This window comes from Paucilactobacillus salsurae (genome assembly GCF_054784995.1).
In genome coordinates this window covers 1-16,643 of the sequence record NZ_BAAHWX010000006.1, presented here as the reverse complement: position 1 = coordinate 16,643, position 16,643 = coordinate 1, and the positions used below count along the sequence as shown (strand labels likewise).

The 16,643-nt window shown below is 38.1% G+C and carries 17 protein-coding genes and 1 pseudogene; 14 read left to right on the top strand and 4 right to left on the bottom strand.

Annotated features, from left to right (window positions below; all coding sequences use genetic code 11):
* The first annotated feature begins 1 nt into the window (after position 1).
* The 11 genes from uvrA to ACYVQZ_RS06395 all read left to right on the top strand — a co-directional run bounded on the left by uvrA (position 2) and on the right by ACYVQZ_RS06395 (position 12,428).
* On the top strand, positions 2-2,839 hold the full coding sequence (uvrA, locus tag ACYVQZ_RS06445) for an excinuclease ABC subunit UvrA (protein ID WP_461240586.1): 2,838 nt from the start codon (positions 2-4) through the stop codon (positions 2,837-2,839).
* A gap of 79 nt (positions 2,840-2,918) precedes the next feature.
* Positions 2,919-3,389, top strand: coding sequence for an S-ribosylhomocysteine lyase (locus ACYVQZ_RS06440; RefSeq protein ID WP_461240585.1), 471 nt, complete (start codon positions 2,919-2,921; stop codon positions 3,387-3,389).
* A 181-nt stretch (positions 3,390-3,570) separates the two neighbouring features.
* Positions 3,571-4,794, top strand: a complete 1,224-nt coding sequence (locus ACYVQZ_RS06435; RefSeq protein ID WP_461240584.1) for an argininosuccinate synthase — start codon at positions 3,571-3,573, stop codon at positions 4,792-4,794.
* Positions 4,795-6,180: an argininosuccinate lyase gene (gene argH, locus ACYVQZ_RS06430; protein WP_461240583.1), complete on the top strand. Its 1,386-nt coding sequence runs from the start codon at positions 4,795-4,797 to the stop codon at positions 6,178-6,180.
* Between the two features lie 69 nt (positions 6,181-6,249).
* Entirely contained in the window at positions 6,250-6,789 is a 540-nt protein-coding gene (locus ACYVQZ_RS06425) for an HdeD family acid-resistance protein (protein ID WP_461240582.1), read from the top strand.
* 74 nt (positions 6,790-6,863) lie between these two features.
* The gene (gene rapZ / locus ACYVQZ_RS06420) at positions 6,864-7,748 is read left to right on the top strand and encodes an RNase adapter RapZ (protein WP_461240581.1); all 885 of its coding nucleotides are present in this window, start codon (positions 6,864-6,866) and stop codon (positions 7,746-7,748) included.
* Positions 7,745-8,743 (top strand): gluconeogenesis factor YvcK family protein, encoded by a 999-nt coding sequence (locus ACYVQZ_RS06415; RefSeq protein ID WP_461240580.1) that lies wholly within the window; start codon positions 7,745-7,747, stop codon positions 8,741-8,743. Before rapZ ends, ACYVQZ_RS06415 begins: the two co-directional genes overlap by 4 nt.
* Positions 8,744-8,762: 19 nt before the next feature.
* The gene (gene whiA, locus ACYVQZ_RS06410) at positions 8,763-9,698 is read left to right on the top strand and encodes a DNA-binding protein WhiA (RefSeq protein ID WP_461240579.1); all 936 of its coding nucleotides are present in this window, start codon (positions 8,763-8,765) and stop codon (positions 9,696-9,698) included.
* 209 nt (positions 9,699-9,907) lie between these two features.
* Positions 9,908-10,375, top strand: a complete 468-nt coding sequence (locus ACYVQZ_RS06405; RefSeq protein WP_461240578.1) for an FMN-binding protein — start codon at positions 9,908-9,910, stop codon at positions 10,373-10,375.
* Positions 10,376-10,378: 3 nt separating this feature from the next.
* The gene (locus tag ACYVQZ_RS06400) at positions 10,379-11,137 is read left to right on the top strand and encodes an FAD:protein FMN transferase (protein ID WP_461240577.1); all 759 of its coding nucleotides are present in this window, start codon (positions 10,379-10,381) and stop codon (positions 11,135-11,137) included.
* A 13-nt stretch (positions 11,138-11,150) separates the two neighbouring features.
* Positions 11,151-12,428, top strand: a complete 1,278-nt coding sequence (locus tag ACYVQZ_RS06395; RefSeq protein ID WP_461240576.1) for an FAD-binding oxidoreductase — start codon at positions 11,151-11,153, stop codon at positions 12,426-12,428.
* A gap of 59 nt (positions 12,429-12,487) precedes the next feature.
* Here the strand turns inward: ACYVQZ_RS06395 and clpP are convergent, their stop codons facing one another.
* Together clpP and ACYVQZ_RS06385 are read right to left on the bottom strand one after the other, a co-directional pair.
* On the bottom strand, positions 12,488-13,084 hold the full coding sequence (gene clpP, locus ACYVQZ_RS06390; protein ID WP_461240575.1) for an ATP-dependent Clp endopeptidase proteolytic subunit ClpP: 597 nt from the start codon (positions 13,082-13,084) through the stop codon (positions 12,488-12,490).
* Between the two features lie 192 nt (positions 13,085-13,276).
* Complete coding sequence (locus ACYVQZ_RS06385) at positions 13,277-13,423, bottom strand: hypothetical protein (RefSeq protein WP_461240574.1); 147 nt, start codon at positions 13,421-13,423, stop codon at positions 13,277-13,279.
* A gap of 224 nt (positions 13,424-13,647) precedes the next feature.
* Here ACYVQZ_RS06385 and ACYVQZ_RS06380 point away from each other — a divergent pair, with 224 nt between their 5' ends.
* Both ACYVQZ_RS06380 and ACYVQZ_RS06375 read left to right on the top strand, forming a co-directional pair.
* Positions 13,648-13,773, top strand: coding sequence for a hypothetical protein (locus ACYVQZ_RS06380; RefSeq protein WP_461240573.1), 126 nt, complete (start codon positions 13,648-13,650; stop codon positions 13,771-13,773).
* 99 nt (positions 13,774-13,872) lie between these two features.
* A complete protein-coding gene (locus ACYVQZ_RS06375; protein WP_461240572.1) occupies positions 13,873-14,793 on the top strand; it encodes an L-lactate dehydrogenase in 921 nt (306 codons plus the stop codon).
* Positions 14,794-14,888: 95 nt separating this feature from the next.
* Here the strand turns inward: ACYVQZ_RS06375 and ACYVQZ_RS06370 are convergent, their stop codons facing one another.
* Positions 14,889-15,620 carry an MIP/aquaporin family protein gene (locus ACYVQZ_RS06370; RefSeq protein WP_461240571.1) on the bottom strand — a complete coding sequence of 244 codons (732 nt, stop codon included), beginning with the start codon at positions 15,618-15,620 and terminating at the stop codon, positions 14,889-14,891.
* A gap of 458 nt (positions 15,621-16,078) precedes the next feature.
* Between ACYVQZ_RS06370 and ACYVQZ_RS06365 the strand changes: the two genes are divergently transcribed.
* Positions 16,079-16,561 carry a hypothetical protein gene (locus tag ACYVQZ_RS06365; protein WP_461240570.1) on the top strand — a complete coding sequence of 161 codons (483 nt, stop codon included), beginning with the start codon at positions 16,079-16,081 and terminating at the stop codon, positions 16,559-16,561.
* On the opposite strand, the pseudogene ACYVQZ_RS06360 reads toward ACYVQZ_RS06365, so the two are convergent.
* Positions 16,526-16,643: pseudogene (locus ACYVQZ_RS06360) on the bottom strand (IS5/IS1182 family transposase); the annotation flags it as partial. The gene ACYVQZ_RS06365 and the pseudogene ACYVQZ_RS06360 overlap by 36 nt on opposite strands.

Genomic DNA, 16,643 nt, shown 5'->3' with positions numbered 1-16,643 from the left:
GTTGGCAAATGATAAAATTGTGATTCATGGTGCACGAGCACATAATTTAAAAAATATTGATGTCACAATTCCGAAAAATAAATTAGTAGTTGTGACGGGTTTATCTGGCTCCGGAAAAAGTTCACTCGCATTTGATACGTTATATGCGGAAGGGCAACGGCGGTATGTCGAAAGCCTGTCTGCATATGCCCGTCAATTTTTAGGACAAATGGATAAACCAGATGTGGACTCAATTGACGGATTATCGCCTGCCATTTCAATTGATCAAAAGACAACTTCCAAGAACCCACGTTCAACTGTTGGAACAGTTACTGAAATTAATGATTATTTGCGGTTGTTATGGGCACGGGTAGGAACGCCAATTTGTCCCAATGATCATATTCCAATTACGAGTCAATCACCGGAACAAATGGTTGATCGTGTCCTGGAATTACCAGAACGAACCAAATTACAAATTATGTCACCAATCGTGAGAAATAAAAAGGGCGGCCAAAAAAAGACCTTTGAAAAGATCAAACGCGAAGGGTTTGTTCGCGTGGAAGTCGACGATGAGACTTATGACATCGATGAAGTGCCCGAATTAAATAAAAACCAAACGCATTCAGTCAACATCGTTGTTGATCGGATTGTTGTTAAAAGTGGTATTCGTTCACGATTGTTTGACTCATTTGAAGCAGCGTTACGTTTAAGTGATGGTTATGCCACTGCTGACGTTATCGGTGGTGAAAAGATTGCCTTTTCAGAACAGTATGCCTGTCCAATTTGTGGCTTTACTGTGGGTGAATTAGAACCACGTTTATTTTCATTTAATGCACCACTAGGCGCTTGTCCAGATTGTGAGGGACTTGGTGTCAAGCTTGAAGTTGATCAGGATTTGGTTATCCCCGATCGTTCATTGACATTAAATGAAGGGGCCATTATTCCGTGGAACCCGATTTCTTCACAATATTATCCTGAAATGCTTGCTCAATTTGCTAAGCAAACTGGAATTGATATGGATACACCTTTTGAAAAATTATCTGCTAAGCAACAAAAGATGATCTTATTTGGCAACGGTGAAAAACCATTTCATTTTCATTATGAAAATGACTTTGGTGGGGTTCGAGACGTTGATGTGCCATTTGAAGGTGTGATTAACAATGTTGAACGTCGGTATAAGGAAACCAATTCTGATTTCACTAGAGATCAAATGCGTAAATATATGACTGAATTGACCTGTCAAACATGTGGTGGTTATCGACTTAATCCACAAGCTTTGAGTGTCAAAGTTGGCGATATTCACATTGGGCAAATTTCTGAACGCCCCGTTAGTGACGAAATTCCATTTTTTACAAAATTAAATTTGTCTGAACAAAATGAAACGATTGCTAAACCAATCATCAAAGAAATCATTGATCGATTGACGTTCTTACAAAATGTTGGGTTAGATTATTTAACTTTGAGCCGCTCAGCCAGAACGCTTTCTGGTGGTGAAGCACAACGAATTCGTTTGGCGACTCAAATTGGTTCTAATTTGTCGGGTGTGTTATACATCTTGGATGAGCCTTCTATTGGGTTACATCAACGCGATAATGATCGCCTGATTGCATCACTAAAGAAGATGCGCGATCTCGGTAATACATTAATTATCGTTGAGCATGATGAAGATACCATGCGCGCCGCAGATTATATTGTCGACATTGGTCCTGGTACTGGCGAAAATGGTGGCTATGTCATGGCCGCTGGAACACCAAAGCAAGTTGAACGTTCTACTAAGTCATTAACGGGCCAGTATTTGTCTGGAAAAAAATATATTTCAGTACCAAAAGAACGTCGGGCTGGTAATGGTAAAAAAATTACGATTACAGGCGCTGCCGAGAATAATTTAAAAAATATCTCAGTAGACTTTCCACTAGGTAAATTTATCTCGGTCACCGGTGTGTCAGGTTCCGGTAAATCCACATTAGTGAACTCAATTTTGAAGCGCGTGCTGGCTCAAAAGTTGAACCATAATTCTGAAAAACCTGGTAAGTACAAGACAGTTCGTGGTGTTAAAAATATTGAAAAAGTGATCGATATTGATCAAGCGCCAATTGGTCGGACTCCACGTAGTAATCCAGCTACTTATACGGGGGTATTTGATGATATTCGCGGTTTGTTTGCGCAAACTAATGAAGCTAAATTGCGCGGTTATCAAAAGGGTAGATTTAGTTTTAACATTAAAGGTGGTCGCTGTGAAGCATGTCACGGTGACGGAATTTTAAAAATTGAAATGAACTTTCTTCCGGATGTTTATGTACCATGTGAAGTTTGTCATGGTAAACGCTATAATTCTGAAACACTCGAAGTTGAATATAAAGGCAAAAACATTGCTGATGTTTTGGATATGACCGTTGAAGAAGCACTCGACTTTTTTGCAGCAATTCCAAAGATCACGCGCAAACTACAAACGATTGTCGATGTTGGTTTGGGTTATGTACGCATGGGCCAACCAGCCACCACATTATCTGGTGGTGAAGCACAACGGATGAAGTTAGCTTCAGAATTGCATAAACAATCAAGTGGTAAGAGTTTTTATATTTTAGACGAACCAACTACCGGATTGCATACCGACGATATCAAGCGCTTATTGGACGTTTTGCAACGCCTAGTAGATGCAGGCAATACCGTTTTGGTGATTGAACATAATTTGGATGTCATTAAGACAGCCGATTGGTTAATTGATCTCGGTCCTGAAGGTGGTGCTGCTGGTGGTCAGATTGTGGCAACTGGGACACCAGAAGAAATCGCTGAAGTCAGTGAGAGTTATACCGGCCAGTATCTGAAACCAGTTCTCGAAAAAGATAAATCACGAGTGTAAATTCAGGTTTTCAAGATGAATACTTGTTATTTATCGTGATCCTTGTATAGTAAAGGTAAATACAAAAGGAGTGATTTTTTTGGCAAAGATTGAAAGTTTTCAATTAGATCATACAAAGGTGTTGGCACCTTACGTTAGACTCATTACTGTTGAAGAAGGACCTAATGGTGATAAGATTTCTAACTTTGACCTGCGACTAGTTCAACCCAATGAGAATGCAATTCCTACTGCGGGATTACACACAATTGAGCACATGCTGGCAGGGTTACTACGTGACCGCATGAGTGGTGTTATTGATTGTTCACCATTTGGCTGCCGTACTGGGTTCCATCTCATTATGTGGGGTGAACATGATACAACAGAAGTTGCCAAGGCATTAAAATCATCTCTAGAATTTATTAGTACAGCTAAATGGGAAGATGTACCAGGCACAACAATTGACAGTTGTGGTAACTACCGTGATCATTCCCTATTTTCTGCACAGGAATGGGCTAAGAAGATTTTAAGCGAAAAAATTTCAACTGATCCATTTGTTCGTCATGAAATTTAATTAAATTAAACGATAAAAAACGACAATCTTAATAGATTGTCTTTTTTTATACAAATTAATGGCTTATAAAATGCATAAAAATTGTATTTATCCATTTTATATGAATAAATACTTGATTTTATGGATACGGCGTGTTACTGTATGTAGCATAGTAAATCCTATGAACGGGGGAAAAAGAGACATGGCAAACGAAAAAATTGTATTAGCATATTCAGGAGGTTTGGATACCTCAGTTGCGATTAATTGGTTGAAGGACAAAGGTTACGATGTAATTGCAGCTTGTATTGATGTGGGTGAAAAGGGTAAGGATTTAGATTTTGTCCATGACAAAGCGCTAAAAGTGGGTGCTGTTAAATCGTATGTAATTGATGCAAAGGAAGAATTTGCTAACGACTATGTGTTAGTTGCCTTGCAGGGCCATGCATTGTATGAAGGTATTTATCCACTTCTTTCGGCACTTTCACGCCCTTTGATTTCTAAAAAATTAGTGGAAATTGCTCATCAAGAAGGTGCGACAGCAGTTGCTCATGGTTGTACCGGAAAAGGTAATGATCAGGTTCGGTTTGAAGTTGCCATCCATGCTCTCGATCCGAAGATGAAAATTGAGGCACCAATTCGTGATTGGCATATGTCTCGTGAAGAAGAAATTGATTACGCTAAAGCACACAATGTGCCGATTCCAATTGACTTAGATAGTCCTTATTCCATTGATCAAAATCTCTGGGGCCGGGCAAATGAATGTGGTATTTTGGAAGATCCATGGGCTGCTGCACCAGAAGATGCTTTTGATTTAACCAATGCCATTGAAAATACGCCTGATGAACCTGAAGAAATGACCATCGAGTTCAAGCAAGGGGTTCCCGTTGCTTTAAATGGTCAAAAGTACCCATTGGCCGATCTGATTATAAAAGTTGAGGCAATCGCAGGTAAACACGGAATTGGCCGTATTGATCATATTGAAAACCGGTTGGTCGGCATTAAATCACGTGAAGTTTACGAAGCGCCAGCAGCGGCAGTATTAATGCACGCTCATAAAGATTTAGAAGATCTGACATTTGAACGTGAATTAGCTCATTTCAAACCCTTAATTGAACAAAAATTAGCAGACACTATTTATAATGCATTATGGTTTTCACCATTAATGACTGCCATGACTGCTTTTATTAAGGAAACACAAAAAGTGGTCAACGGGACGGTTCGTCTCAAATTATTCAAAGGTAACATTATGACCCAAGGTCGTAAGTCAATTAATTCTCTTTACGATAAGAGCTTGGCAACATATACGTCAGCAGATGAATTTGATCAGCAAGCTGCAGTTGGTTTCATCAAACTGTGGGGTCTACCAACTCAAGTTTATTCACAGGTTCAAGACAAGGCACAAAAAGCAAAGGACGGGCAAAAATAGATGAGTACAGAAAAACTATGGGGTGGTCGTTTCACACAAGCAAGTGAACATTGGGTTGACGAGTTTGGAGCTTCTATTGCATTTGATCAACAGTTGGCGCAAGAAGATCTTACTGGGTCACTTGCACACGTTAAAATGCTCAAGGAAACAAATATTTTACCTGCTGAAGATGCAGATCAAATTATTGCTGGATTAGAAAGTCTAGTTAAGCAATTACACGAAGGTAAACTGAAATTTTCGGTTGAAAATGAAGATATTCATCTCAATCTAGAAAAAATTCTGACAGACCAAATTGGACCTGTGGCAGGTAAGTTACACACAGCACGTAGTCGTAACGACCAGGTAGCCACCGACTTTCACCTGTACGTCAAAAATCAAATTCCAAATGTTATTGATGAATTAAAGCAATTACAACAAGTGATTGTCAATTTAGCTAAGGACAATGTTGAAACAATCATGCCGGGCTACACGCACATGCAACATGCTCAACCAGTTTCATATGCCCATTATTTATTAGCCTATTTTGACATGTTTCAACGGGATGTTGAACGTTTTGAATTTAACACTAAACATGCAGACATCTCACCATTAGGAGCAGCGGCATTGGCCGGTACCACATTTCCAATTGACCGGGAATTTAGTGCAAAAGAGCTAGGGTTTAGTGATGTGTATCATAATAGCTTGGATGCTGTTTCTGATCGTGATTTTGCACTTGAATTCCTGAGCAATGCGGCTATTTTAATGATGCATTTGACACGTTTTTGTGAAGAAATCATTCTATGGTGTACCTATGAATTTAATTATTTAGAGCTATCGGATCAATTTTCAACAGGATCATCAATTATGCCGCAAAAAAAGAATCCGGACATGGCTGAACTTATTCGTGGTAAAAGTGGCCGGGTGATTGGCGACTTAATGGGCTTGCTAACTGTGATGAAGTCATTGCCATTAGCCTACAATAAAGATATGCAAGAAGATAAAGAAGGCGTTTTTGACACAGTCAAAACCATTTTGCCAAGTCTGCATATTTTTACGAAAATGTTAGCCACATCGCATGTTAATAAAGATAAAATGGCCCACGCGACCGACAATGATTTTTCCAATGCCACTGAACTAGCTGATTATTTGGCTAGTAAAGGGATTCCATTTAGGCAAGCACACGAAATCGTTGGTAAGTTAGTATTACAAGGGATAGAGACGCATACAACGCTACAAGAAATTCCATTAGCTGAATATAAGAAAATATCACCACTAATTGAAGACGACGTCTATCACGACCTAGAAAGTAAAGTGGCTGTTCAACGGCGTCAATCACTAGGTGGCACTGGTTTTACACAAATCAACCAAAACCTAAAACGAGCACAACAATTAATTGAACAGCGTTAATAATTGAACTTCCTCCTTAAATTAATTACTATCAAGTTAGATAGTCGTTGACTAAAGGAGGTTTTTTGAATGGATTTTAAAGATCATCGCTGGGGCTTTGACTGGAATGAATTTATTATGGGTATTCTGTGTCTGATTGCAGCTTATTTAATTATTCGGTTACCAAATGTTGGCCTGACTGGCTTAGTGATTTTATTTGGTGTTTTAGCGTTAATTAGCGGGATTGCAACTCTAGCAGGTTATTCGAAACTCAAACGTGATACTGGGATTCGTGGTACTTTTGCGTTAGTCATGGGTATTTTTGATATTATTGTCGCCATCTTCTTTCTAGTTGATATCCCTAGTGGCATTACGACTCTTGGCTTTTTATTTGCGGCCTGGTTTTTGGTTGATTCACTGGAACGCTTGTTGGTTAGCAGTCATTTGAAGTTTTTTGGCACAGGCTATTTCCTCTTTTCAGTTTTTCTTGATATTTTATGTTTGATTATTGCCTTTTTACTGTTGATCAACCCATTCGTCTCTGCATTATCGTTGAATTTGTTGCTAGCTATTTATCTAGTCATTTTTGGTATCAATGCCTTAGTCATCGCGTTTGCACGACGAAATTAGGATTAAAATAGAAATGACACACCCGGTATGTTACAATTGATGAACTGATCTAAATCTCAAGGTGGGGGTCAATTATGAGTAAACATTTGGAAGTCGTTATTATTACAGGTATGAGTGGCGCGGGGAAAACTGTTGCAATGCAAAGTTTCGAAGATTTGGGCTACTTTGTGGTTGATAATATGTTGCCTAATTTACTCTCACGATTTTTAGATATTGTGAAAGAATCTGTCTCAATTACTAAAGTGGCACTAGTTGTAGATCTAAGGTCAAAGGATTTTTATGATCAAATTCAACCCGCGTTTGAAGAATTGCGCAATCGCCAAGATGTGACAACGCAGTTACTATTTTTAGATGCCACCGACGAAGAACTGGTTTCTCGTTATAAAGAAACGAGACGATCTCATCCATTAGCACCGCAAGGTCGTGTTTTAATGGGCATTGAGACAGAACGTCAATTATTATTAGAATTAAAAAATCAGGCAGAAGTGGTCATTGATACCTCTAAATTGACGCCACGACAACTCAGACAACGCATCATTGATAATTTCAACAGTGATCACCACACCATGTTTTATGTTGAAGTACTGTCGTTTGGCTTTAAATATGGGTTGCCATTAGATGCAGATATTGTTATGGATGTGCGTTTCTTGCCAAATCCGTACTACATTAAGAAACTACGACCACTAACCGGTAAAGACAAGGCCGTTAGCGATTATGTCATGCGGCAAGATGCGACAGAAGATTTTTATCAACATTTCTATTCGTTGTTAGTCGATATTTTGCCTGGTTACCAAAAAGAAGGTAAAAGTAGTCTGACGATTGCCATTGGCTGCACTGGTGGACAACATCGTTCAGTCGCCATTGCTGAAAGATTAGCGCAAGAACTGGGACAACAATATAAGGTCAATGTGAGTCATCGCGACATTGAAAAAAGAAAGGAGTCCACGAATCGATCATGAAACCTACTAACAAACGTCGACCACGCATTGTTGTGATCGGTGGTGGAACTGGTCTTCCTGTTATTTTGCATGGGTTGCGGGATAAGGATGTGGATATTACTGCGATTGTTACGGTGGCAGACGATGGTGGGTCCTCAGGTGTTTTACGCAATTATATTAACGTCGTGCCTCCTGGAGATATTCGTAACGTACTCGTTGCATTGTCTGATATGCCTAAAACAGCGCTAGATATTTTTCAATATCGTTTTGATTCATCTGATCAGTTTTTTGCAGGTCATGCCATTGGGAATTTAATTATTGCGGCACTAACAGAAATGAAATCTGGGGTGTTCGAAGCAGTTCAAGAATTATCACAAATGATGCAGATTCACGGCCACGTCTATCCTGCCGCAAATGAACCATTGGTGTTAAGTGCCGAGTTTCAAGATGGTACTAAAATAAAAGGCGAATCAGAAATTACGGCGCAACATAAACCTGTTAAACGTGTATGGGTTGATCCGGCCAATTATCACGATAACCATCAAGCACAAGCGGTGCCTGAAGTGATCGATGCAATTTTAAATGCTGATCAAATTGTGTTAGGACCGGGAAGTTTATTTACCAGTATTTTGCCGAATCTCATGATCGAAAACGTGGGTCAGGCGGTTTGTCAGACCAATGCGGAAGTCATTTATATCTGTAATATTATGACTCAAAAGGGTGAAACTGATGAATTCAGTGATGCCCAACACATTGCTGTTTTAAATCGTCATTTACACCACCAATTCGTGGATACGATTCTGGTTAACACGGAACAAGTGCCGAGTGATTATATGGATTTTCAAAGATGGAATGAATTATCTCAACCGGTAAAACACGATTTTCAAGGTCTACGTGATCAAAATGTCCGTGTTATTTCAGCAAACTTTTTACAGTTGCGTGACAATGGGGCCTTTCATGATGGTGAAAAGGTAGTCAATGAATTATTAAATCGATTACATCAAGCGCATTTTTGATTTGAATGGAGTGATCAGTTTGTCTTATGCGAGTGAAGTTAAAAAAGAGTTAACGGGACTAGAGGTCCATTTAAAAAATGCCAAGGCTGAATTAATGGCACTCATCAGGATGAATGGTGCCCTAAGTATTGCCAATCATCAACTTGTCTTAAACGTGCAAACAGAAAATCCGGCAATTGCCAGACGCATTTACCAATTGTTAAAGGATTTCTATCACGCCGAAAGTGAACTGATTGTGCGCAAGAAAATGAAATTAAAGAAAAACAATCTCTATGTCGTCCGCTTACGCCATGATGCTCAAACTATTTTGGCAGATTTGGGTATTTTAGAAAACCTTCAACTTAAAGAACAGGTACCATTAGAGTTATTACAAGATGACGGCATGATTCGTTCTTATTTGCGCGGGGCTTTTTTAGCCGGGGGTTCTGTTAATAATCCGGAAACATCTCGTTATCATTTAGAAATTTATTCATTATACGAAGAGCACAATGCAGTGATCGCGCAGATGATGAATCAATTTGATTTGAATGCACGCGTCACGAACCGTCGTTCTGGGTTTATTGTCTATTTAAAAGAAGCCGAAAAAATTGCTGATTTCTTATCTTTGATTGGTGCCACGAGTGCCATGTTAAAGTTTGAGGATGTGCGAATTGTGCGCGACATGCGTAATTCTGTTAATCGGTTAGTGAATTGCGAAAATGCCAATATGGACAAAATTGCTAATGCGTCTAGCAAGCAAATTGAAAATATTAAATTTATTGATCAAACCGTTGGTCTCGGTAATTTGCCTGATAAACTGCGTGAAATTGCTGAAGCAAGGTTAGCACACCAGGAAGTTAGTTTGAAAGAACTGGGAGAGCTCGTCGCGAGCGGTCCCATTTCTAAATCTGGTGTCAATCATCGGTTACGAAAGATAAATGCTTATGCTGATCAATTGCGAGAACAGAGTGCATAAGAATTAAGGAGAATGTGAGAAATCACATTCTTTTTTATTTGGTTTGATTATAAAGTAATCTTTAAGCAAAAAGTCATAAAATTTTCATGGACAAGACATCTCTTTATCCTGAGATAGCGGATATACTTACACAATCATAAATTGCTTTTGAATTGAGTAAAATTTATACAATTCAGAATTAATATTAAATGCGAATGGGAAGTGGGACTATGAAAAAATGGTGGCAGCGTTTAATAGTCGTGGTGATTGCAATTGCGATTGTTATTGATGGATATTTTTTATTTTTCAAAAATAAGTTAACAATGACCCGTTCAGATACTGGTCAAACGAGTAGTAGCGAATCACAAAGTCAGTCAAGCTCAAGTACTTCATCAACTACAACGTCGTCAACGACTTACAAAGATGGTACTTATACAGGTAAAGCAACAACGACCAAGTGGGGTGATGTGCAAGTTCAAACAACCATTAAAAATGGCAAAATAACAGCGGTTAATGTATTGGAATATCCCAACGATAACGGTCACGATAAAGAAATTAATAGTCAAGCATTGCCGGTTTATAAAGCAGAGGCTATTAAAGCACAAAGCGCTAAAATTGATAGTGTCTCTGGTGCTAGTGAAACCTACAAAGGATTTACTGGTTCATTGCAAGACGCCCTAACACAAGCGGAGGACTAGCCAATGGATAACGTTCAAACAAAAGCATATCAATTTCAATCAATGACGATGCCATTTACGTTACAGTTTGCAAACCCAGAATTTAATGATAGCTTAAATGCAGATTTACAAAAAGTTATTCATCAAGTTCATCAATTTTTAGATCAGATTGACGCAGCTTTTTCACCATTTAAATCAGATTCGTTAGTGTCACAGTATCAAAGTGGTGATTTGAAAAATAATGAGATTACCGATCAATTTCGTGAGGTTTTTGGCATAGCCATTAAAGCCCAATCGATCACTGATGGTGCATTTACGCCGTTCTTTAAAAAACAGTATGATCCGACAGGAATTGTGAAAGGGTGGGCCATCCAACGGGCTTTTGAACGGTTTATGCAACCACTGATTGATGATGGCAAGGTTGTCGCCGTGTTATTAAACGGCGCGGGTGATATCCAATTGAGCACAAGTGACCAATCATCCTTTACTTGGCAAATTGGGATTGAAAATCCCACTGATTTATCCCAGCTAATTTATCGTTATGAACTAAAAAATGGTGCAATTGCTACTTCTGGATTCAGTAAACGCGGAGAACATATCATTCACCGAGATAAAACGGCACCGCTCATTCAGGCAACGATTGTTGCAAACGAGTTAATCGAAGCAGACCTACTGGCGACAACGGCAATTGTTATGGGAAAAACAAAGTTCACACAATTTGCACAACATCATCCAACCGCGGGGTTGTTAGTAGACGATCAGCAAGTTATTTCACGTATCTAAGGAGGTGGCGACAATGCTAAAACGAATTCCATTTATTCAATATCTGGTGTGGGCAGTCATTTTATTTGTTGTACCACTGCCATTAATTCAAGCCTTAGCAATGGGGTTACCAGCTATCTATAGCAGTGAGGCACTGGCAATTCAAACTGGTTCAATCGCCTATGTATGGTTTTTAGTTTCAATATATTTAAGTACACGACCAAAATGGTTAGACCGTTTGATTGGGTTACCAAGTATTTATTTTATTCATGGCATGCTCAGTATTTTTGGCATAGTCCTAGCTTACTTGCATAAAAGTGGAACGAGTTCAGCCGGACTGATTAAATTAACAGGGGATTGGTCGTTTGATCTATTTATAGGACTAATGATCTATTCTCTGGTATTTATGGCAGGGTGGTTGAGCAATCGTGTTAAAATTTTTGGGATGTTAAAGCATGGCTTAGAAAAAATTTTCAAACATGAGTTGTCAGTTTGGTTACATCGCCTCAATATCGTGGCCGTGATACTAGTATTTATCCACGTACAACTGATTTCTTATATCACAAGTATTAGTGCGTTCATTTGGCTTTTTGATGCGTATAGCCTGTTCGTGTTACTGGCTTATAGCTACACCAAAATTAAAAATGCGTACTTGCTGCCTACTGGTAAATTAATTGAAAAAAAAGAAATTGCACCCAATTTTTTTGAATACACAATTCAAATGTCTCATCCACAGCGCTTAACCATTAAGCCAGGCGATTATATTTTTATCAACTTTCCCCAAAAAGATCATTTGAAAGAACTGCATCCATTTTCGGTGGTTAATGATGTGCAACACGATGGTCAAATTGTCTTAGCCATTCGTGGTGATGGTGATTTTACCAAGCAGACACAGGAGTTAACAATTGGGTCGCAAGTTCAAATTGATGGCAGTTATGGCAAATTTGATGATGTCATTCAACAAAACCAAAAAGATGCTTTAGTTCTAATTGGTGGCGGTAGCGGCATCGTGCCACTTTTGTCGATTGTTCAGGCCTGTGATGATCGGCAAATTGATCTGTACTATTCAACCCATCGGACGGCCGATCTGATTTATGAGGAACAACTGAAAGCTTTAGCAGCACAACGTCGTAATTTAACCGTTCATATCCAAGAAGGAAGATTTAATACTGATCAAATCTTGCACTATTTAGATACGAATGCGGTTTATCTATTATCGGGTCCAAATAGCTTGGGTCGAAACTTTAAACAAGCATTGTTGCGCGCAAATGTTCCAGCAGATAAAGTTTATTATGAAGAATTTAGTTGGTAATTTTGTGACAAAAAAAGCGCCCTGATTGACTCAATCAGGGTGTTTTTAAGTCGTATTAATTATTTTTTCATATCTGAACTGTTTTGCATGATGCCATCTAATAACCCATATTCAACAGCTTCATCAGCTGTTAAGTAGTGATCACGTTCGGTATCATTATTAATTCGTTCAAGTGGTTGACCGGAATTGTCAGCTAAAATTTGATTAATCATTTTACGAGTTTTCAAAATTTCAGTTGCGGCAATTTCGATTTCAGTTTGTTGTCCTTGAGCACCACCAGATGGCTGGTGAATTAAGACTTGTGAATGAGGCAAACCAAAACGTTTGCCCTTTGCACCAGATGAAACTAACACACTGGCCATTGAAGCAGCCATTCCAGTAACGATGGTCTGAACATCAGATTTGATGAAGTTCATGGTATCGTAGATGGCCATTCCAGAAGTAACCACACCACCAGGTGAATTAATGTATAAGTAGATATCTTTAGTTGAATCTTGAGCGTCCAAGAACAATAATTGGGCGATAATGGAGTTGGCCATATCGTCTTCAATTGGACCGGACAACATGATAATACGGTCTTTTAATAGTCGTGAGTAAATATCATAGGCACGTTCGCCACGTGATGATTGCTCAATGACAGTAGGAACTAAGTTCATAGTGTTGCCTCCTTATTTAGCACTTAGCAGTATTGATTGCTAATCGTGTAAATGTAGTTTAACGCGTTGGTCAATAAAGGTCAAATGATTTATCTGCTTTATTGCACGTGTTTATTATACTGGATTTTAGCAGCTGGTGAAAGGAATACAAAAAAGGCTACGACAATAATTGTCATAGCTTTGGCGATGAAGTTATTTTTCGAGTGCTTCACTTAACCAACTTAATTCTTTTTTGGCACAGTCGTCATCAAGAGCAACGCGTTCTTGATCTACCGATGGATTGTTGTTAGGATCCTCGATATTACTGGCAGTAGTGTGCGTGCTTTTATCTAGTAACATAATACCATCTCCGAGTAAGTGTAATTACTTAGGTTATTGTTTACTACAAACACCATGATATTATATATAGGTATACTTGTCAAATCCCTTTGAAAATCTTTAAAAAGGGCACAGAGAAGATATTGGTATAGTTCAATTATAAAAAATGTATTTGCGTTTCCAGTGGTGAACCTTTATAATGGGAATGTTGATTTATTAAGAGAAGAAAATAAGGAGGCAATGACATGCGTAAGGCTCATCCAAATGGCGTTCAAGGTCGTCGGCCAGTTGCTCCAAAGTACAAGCGAGCATTGAAAGAAAAGAAAATTGAAGATTTACGTAAGTGGGCAAAACAAAAGCCAGCTAAGTAATTAAAATGACTTGAAGTATATATTTACTTCAAGTTTTTTTGTATAATTGCTTCAATGTCCATTTTTTATAGAATAGTCAAAATGAAAGGTTGATGGAAAATGCCAAGAAAAATTGCAGTTATTGGAATGGGTCACGTTGGCTCAACAGTTGCGCACTACATTGTTGCTAATGGCTTTGCGGATGATTTAGTGTTGATTGATATTGATGAAACTAAAGTTCAAGCGGATGCCCTTGATTTTGAAGATGCCATGCCTAATCTACCATTTCACACTAATATTTTTGTGAATGATTACCAACAATTGGCTGATACTGATGTGATTATTTCAGCACTTGGCAACATCAAACTACAAGACAATGCTAATGATGATCGTTTTGCAGAATTACCATTCACGAGTGCTGCAGTTAAAGACGTTGCTCATAAAATCAAAGATACCGGCTTTAATGGTTTGATTGTGGCGATTACTAATCCAGTTGATGTGATTACTTCAATTTACCAAGATATTACAGGTTTACCAAAAAAACATGTGCTTGGCACGGGAACATTGCTTGATTCAGCCCGCATGAAACGTGCTGTGGCCTCACAATTAAACATCGATTCACGTTCTGTGGTTGGGTATAATTTAGGTGAACATGGTAATTCACAATTTACAGCGTGGTCAACGGTTCGCGTTTTAGGTAAACCAATCACACAAATTGCTGCTGATCGTGGATTGGATCTTGATGCGATTGATGGTGAATCTAAGGCCGGTGGCCATCGGGTTTTCCATGGCAAAAAGTATACGAACTATGGGGTTGCCACAGCTGCTGTCTTGCTAGCCAACACGATTTTAAATAATGCGTTAACAGAATTACCCGTTTCTAATTACCGTGAAGAGTACGGCACCTACCTATCATATCCTGCAATTGTTGGGCGGGATGGCATTGTTGAACAATTAAAATTGGATTTAACAGACGAAGAACTCAAAAAATTACAAATTTCTGCCGATTACATTAAAACAAAGTTTGCAGAAAGTAATTAAAATAGACTATAAAAAATGTCACGGCTAACCGTGACATTTTTTAAATAAATTTTTTAATATTGAATTTTCCTTATTGTGGTGTCATGAAATAAATATTATCCAAATAATAGCTTAAACAAAAATGTTCCTACCACACCACCAAAAAGTGGTGCAACAACTGGTACCCATGAATAATTCCACTGAGAGGAACCTTTTTGTTTGAGCGGAATTAGGGCATGAACCATTCGAGGACCAAGATCTCGCGCAGGATTTAATGCCGGCCCGGTTGGCCCACCTAAGGAAACAACCAGTGCGAGCACTAGAATACCAACTGAAAAATTGGCTAATCCAATATTCGATTTGAAGGCCATCGTATGTGTCATCGTTAACGCGCCAAAAATTAAAATGAAAGTTCCAATAAATTCGTTAATGAAACCATCCACATTAGAATGAACAGCATCAATTGTCGAAAATGTACCTAAAATGGCCTCGTCATTGGTCGTTTGATCATAGTAGGGTTTATAACTAACTACAACTAATAATTGACCAGCAATTGCACCAGCAAACTGAGCACAAAGGTACGGAAGGACTTCGTTCCATGGAAATAGGCCATTAATGGCTAAACCTAGAGTCAATGCAGGATTTATGTGGTTGCCTGAAACGCTACCAATCATCATGGCTGGAATCAATACTCCGGCGCCATATCCTAAACCAATCAAAACCCAACCGCCATGATATCCTTTAGTACCCTTTAACTCGACATTGGCGACTGATCCGTTACCTAATGCAACTAAAAAGGCAGTTCCAATAAATTCTGCCACAACGCGAGTAAACAAACTATACTCCATAGTTTTTTCCTACTTTCTGTAATGGATGAACAATAAGGGAATGTCAATATTCACACAAGAACCATTTTAACAATGTAAGCGCTTTAAGTAAATGAAAAATTATACATTTTGTGAAAAGAATTCACTGATATATTAGTGTTCTAGAAACTTTTTCACAATCCTTTCAAAACTTACTATGGCATTAATAATTGATGATTAGAATTCATTTGAAATTGAGCAAAGAATTAATGAATATTTAAAGATAAAAAGGCATTTTATTCAAATGTTTGTGAAAAAAGGAATGAAATTATACTTATTGATTCAATCAGTGAAAAAATCCACAATTTGAGCGAACTTAAAAATCAAATTAAAAATTTTTTAAGTTGTGTTGGGAAGAAATTAAAACTTTGAAAATTTAAAAATTTATCAGATAGAAAATGATGTTAGTGTATTATTTAAAATGTAGTGAGGAGAATGTAATGACAAAAGAAATAATTAAATATGTAAAAAAAGCAAATAAATTTTTTATCATTGACTCAAAAAATGGTTATGCAGAACAAGGGAACGAGAAAGATGTTGATTTTGAAAAATATGTTTGGAATACAACTCGATATAACAAAATAGAGAAAAATGATTTATTTATCTACAGACGACCGCAGCGTGCTAGCAAAAATCATAAGTTTTATTTGTTCGGCTGTGGTCAATTTGGGGAAATTCAACATGGAATAACTACAGGTACAGTTTATTCATTGCTGTTAAATAGTTTTAAATTTAAAAAAGAGATTTATCAGGACAAGTTAGAAAAATTTGATTGGAATAGCAAGACACGAAAAGCAAATTCATGGGGAGGCTTTTTTAACCAATATGGAATTACTGAAATTGATAAAAATGATTTTGTAAATTTAGTAAATTTAGTTAGAACGTGTTTAGAATCTTTTCAAGAGTATTCGCAGGAAGGCTAAGCTAATCATCATCTTACTGGTGTTCAGCTTTCGCTCACAATTGCGCCAGAGGCGCCGATATTTTCCTAGCCAGCTAAAACTG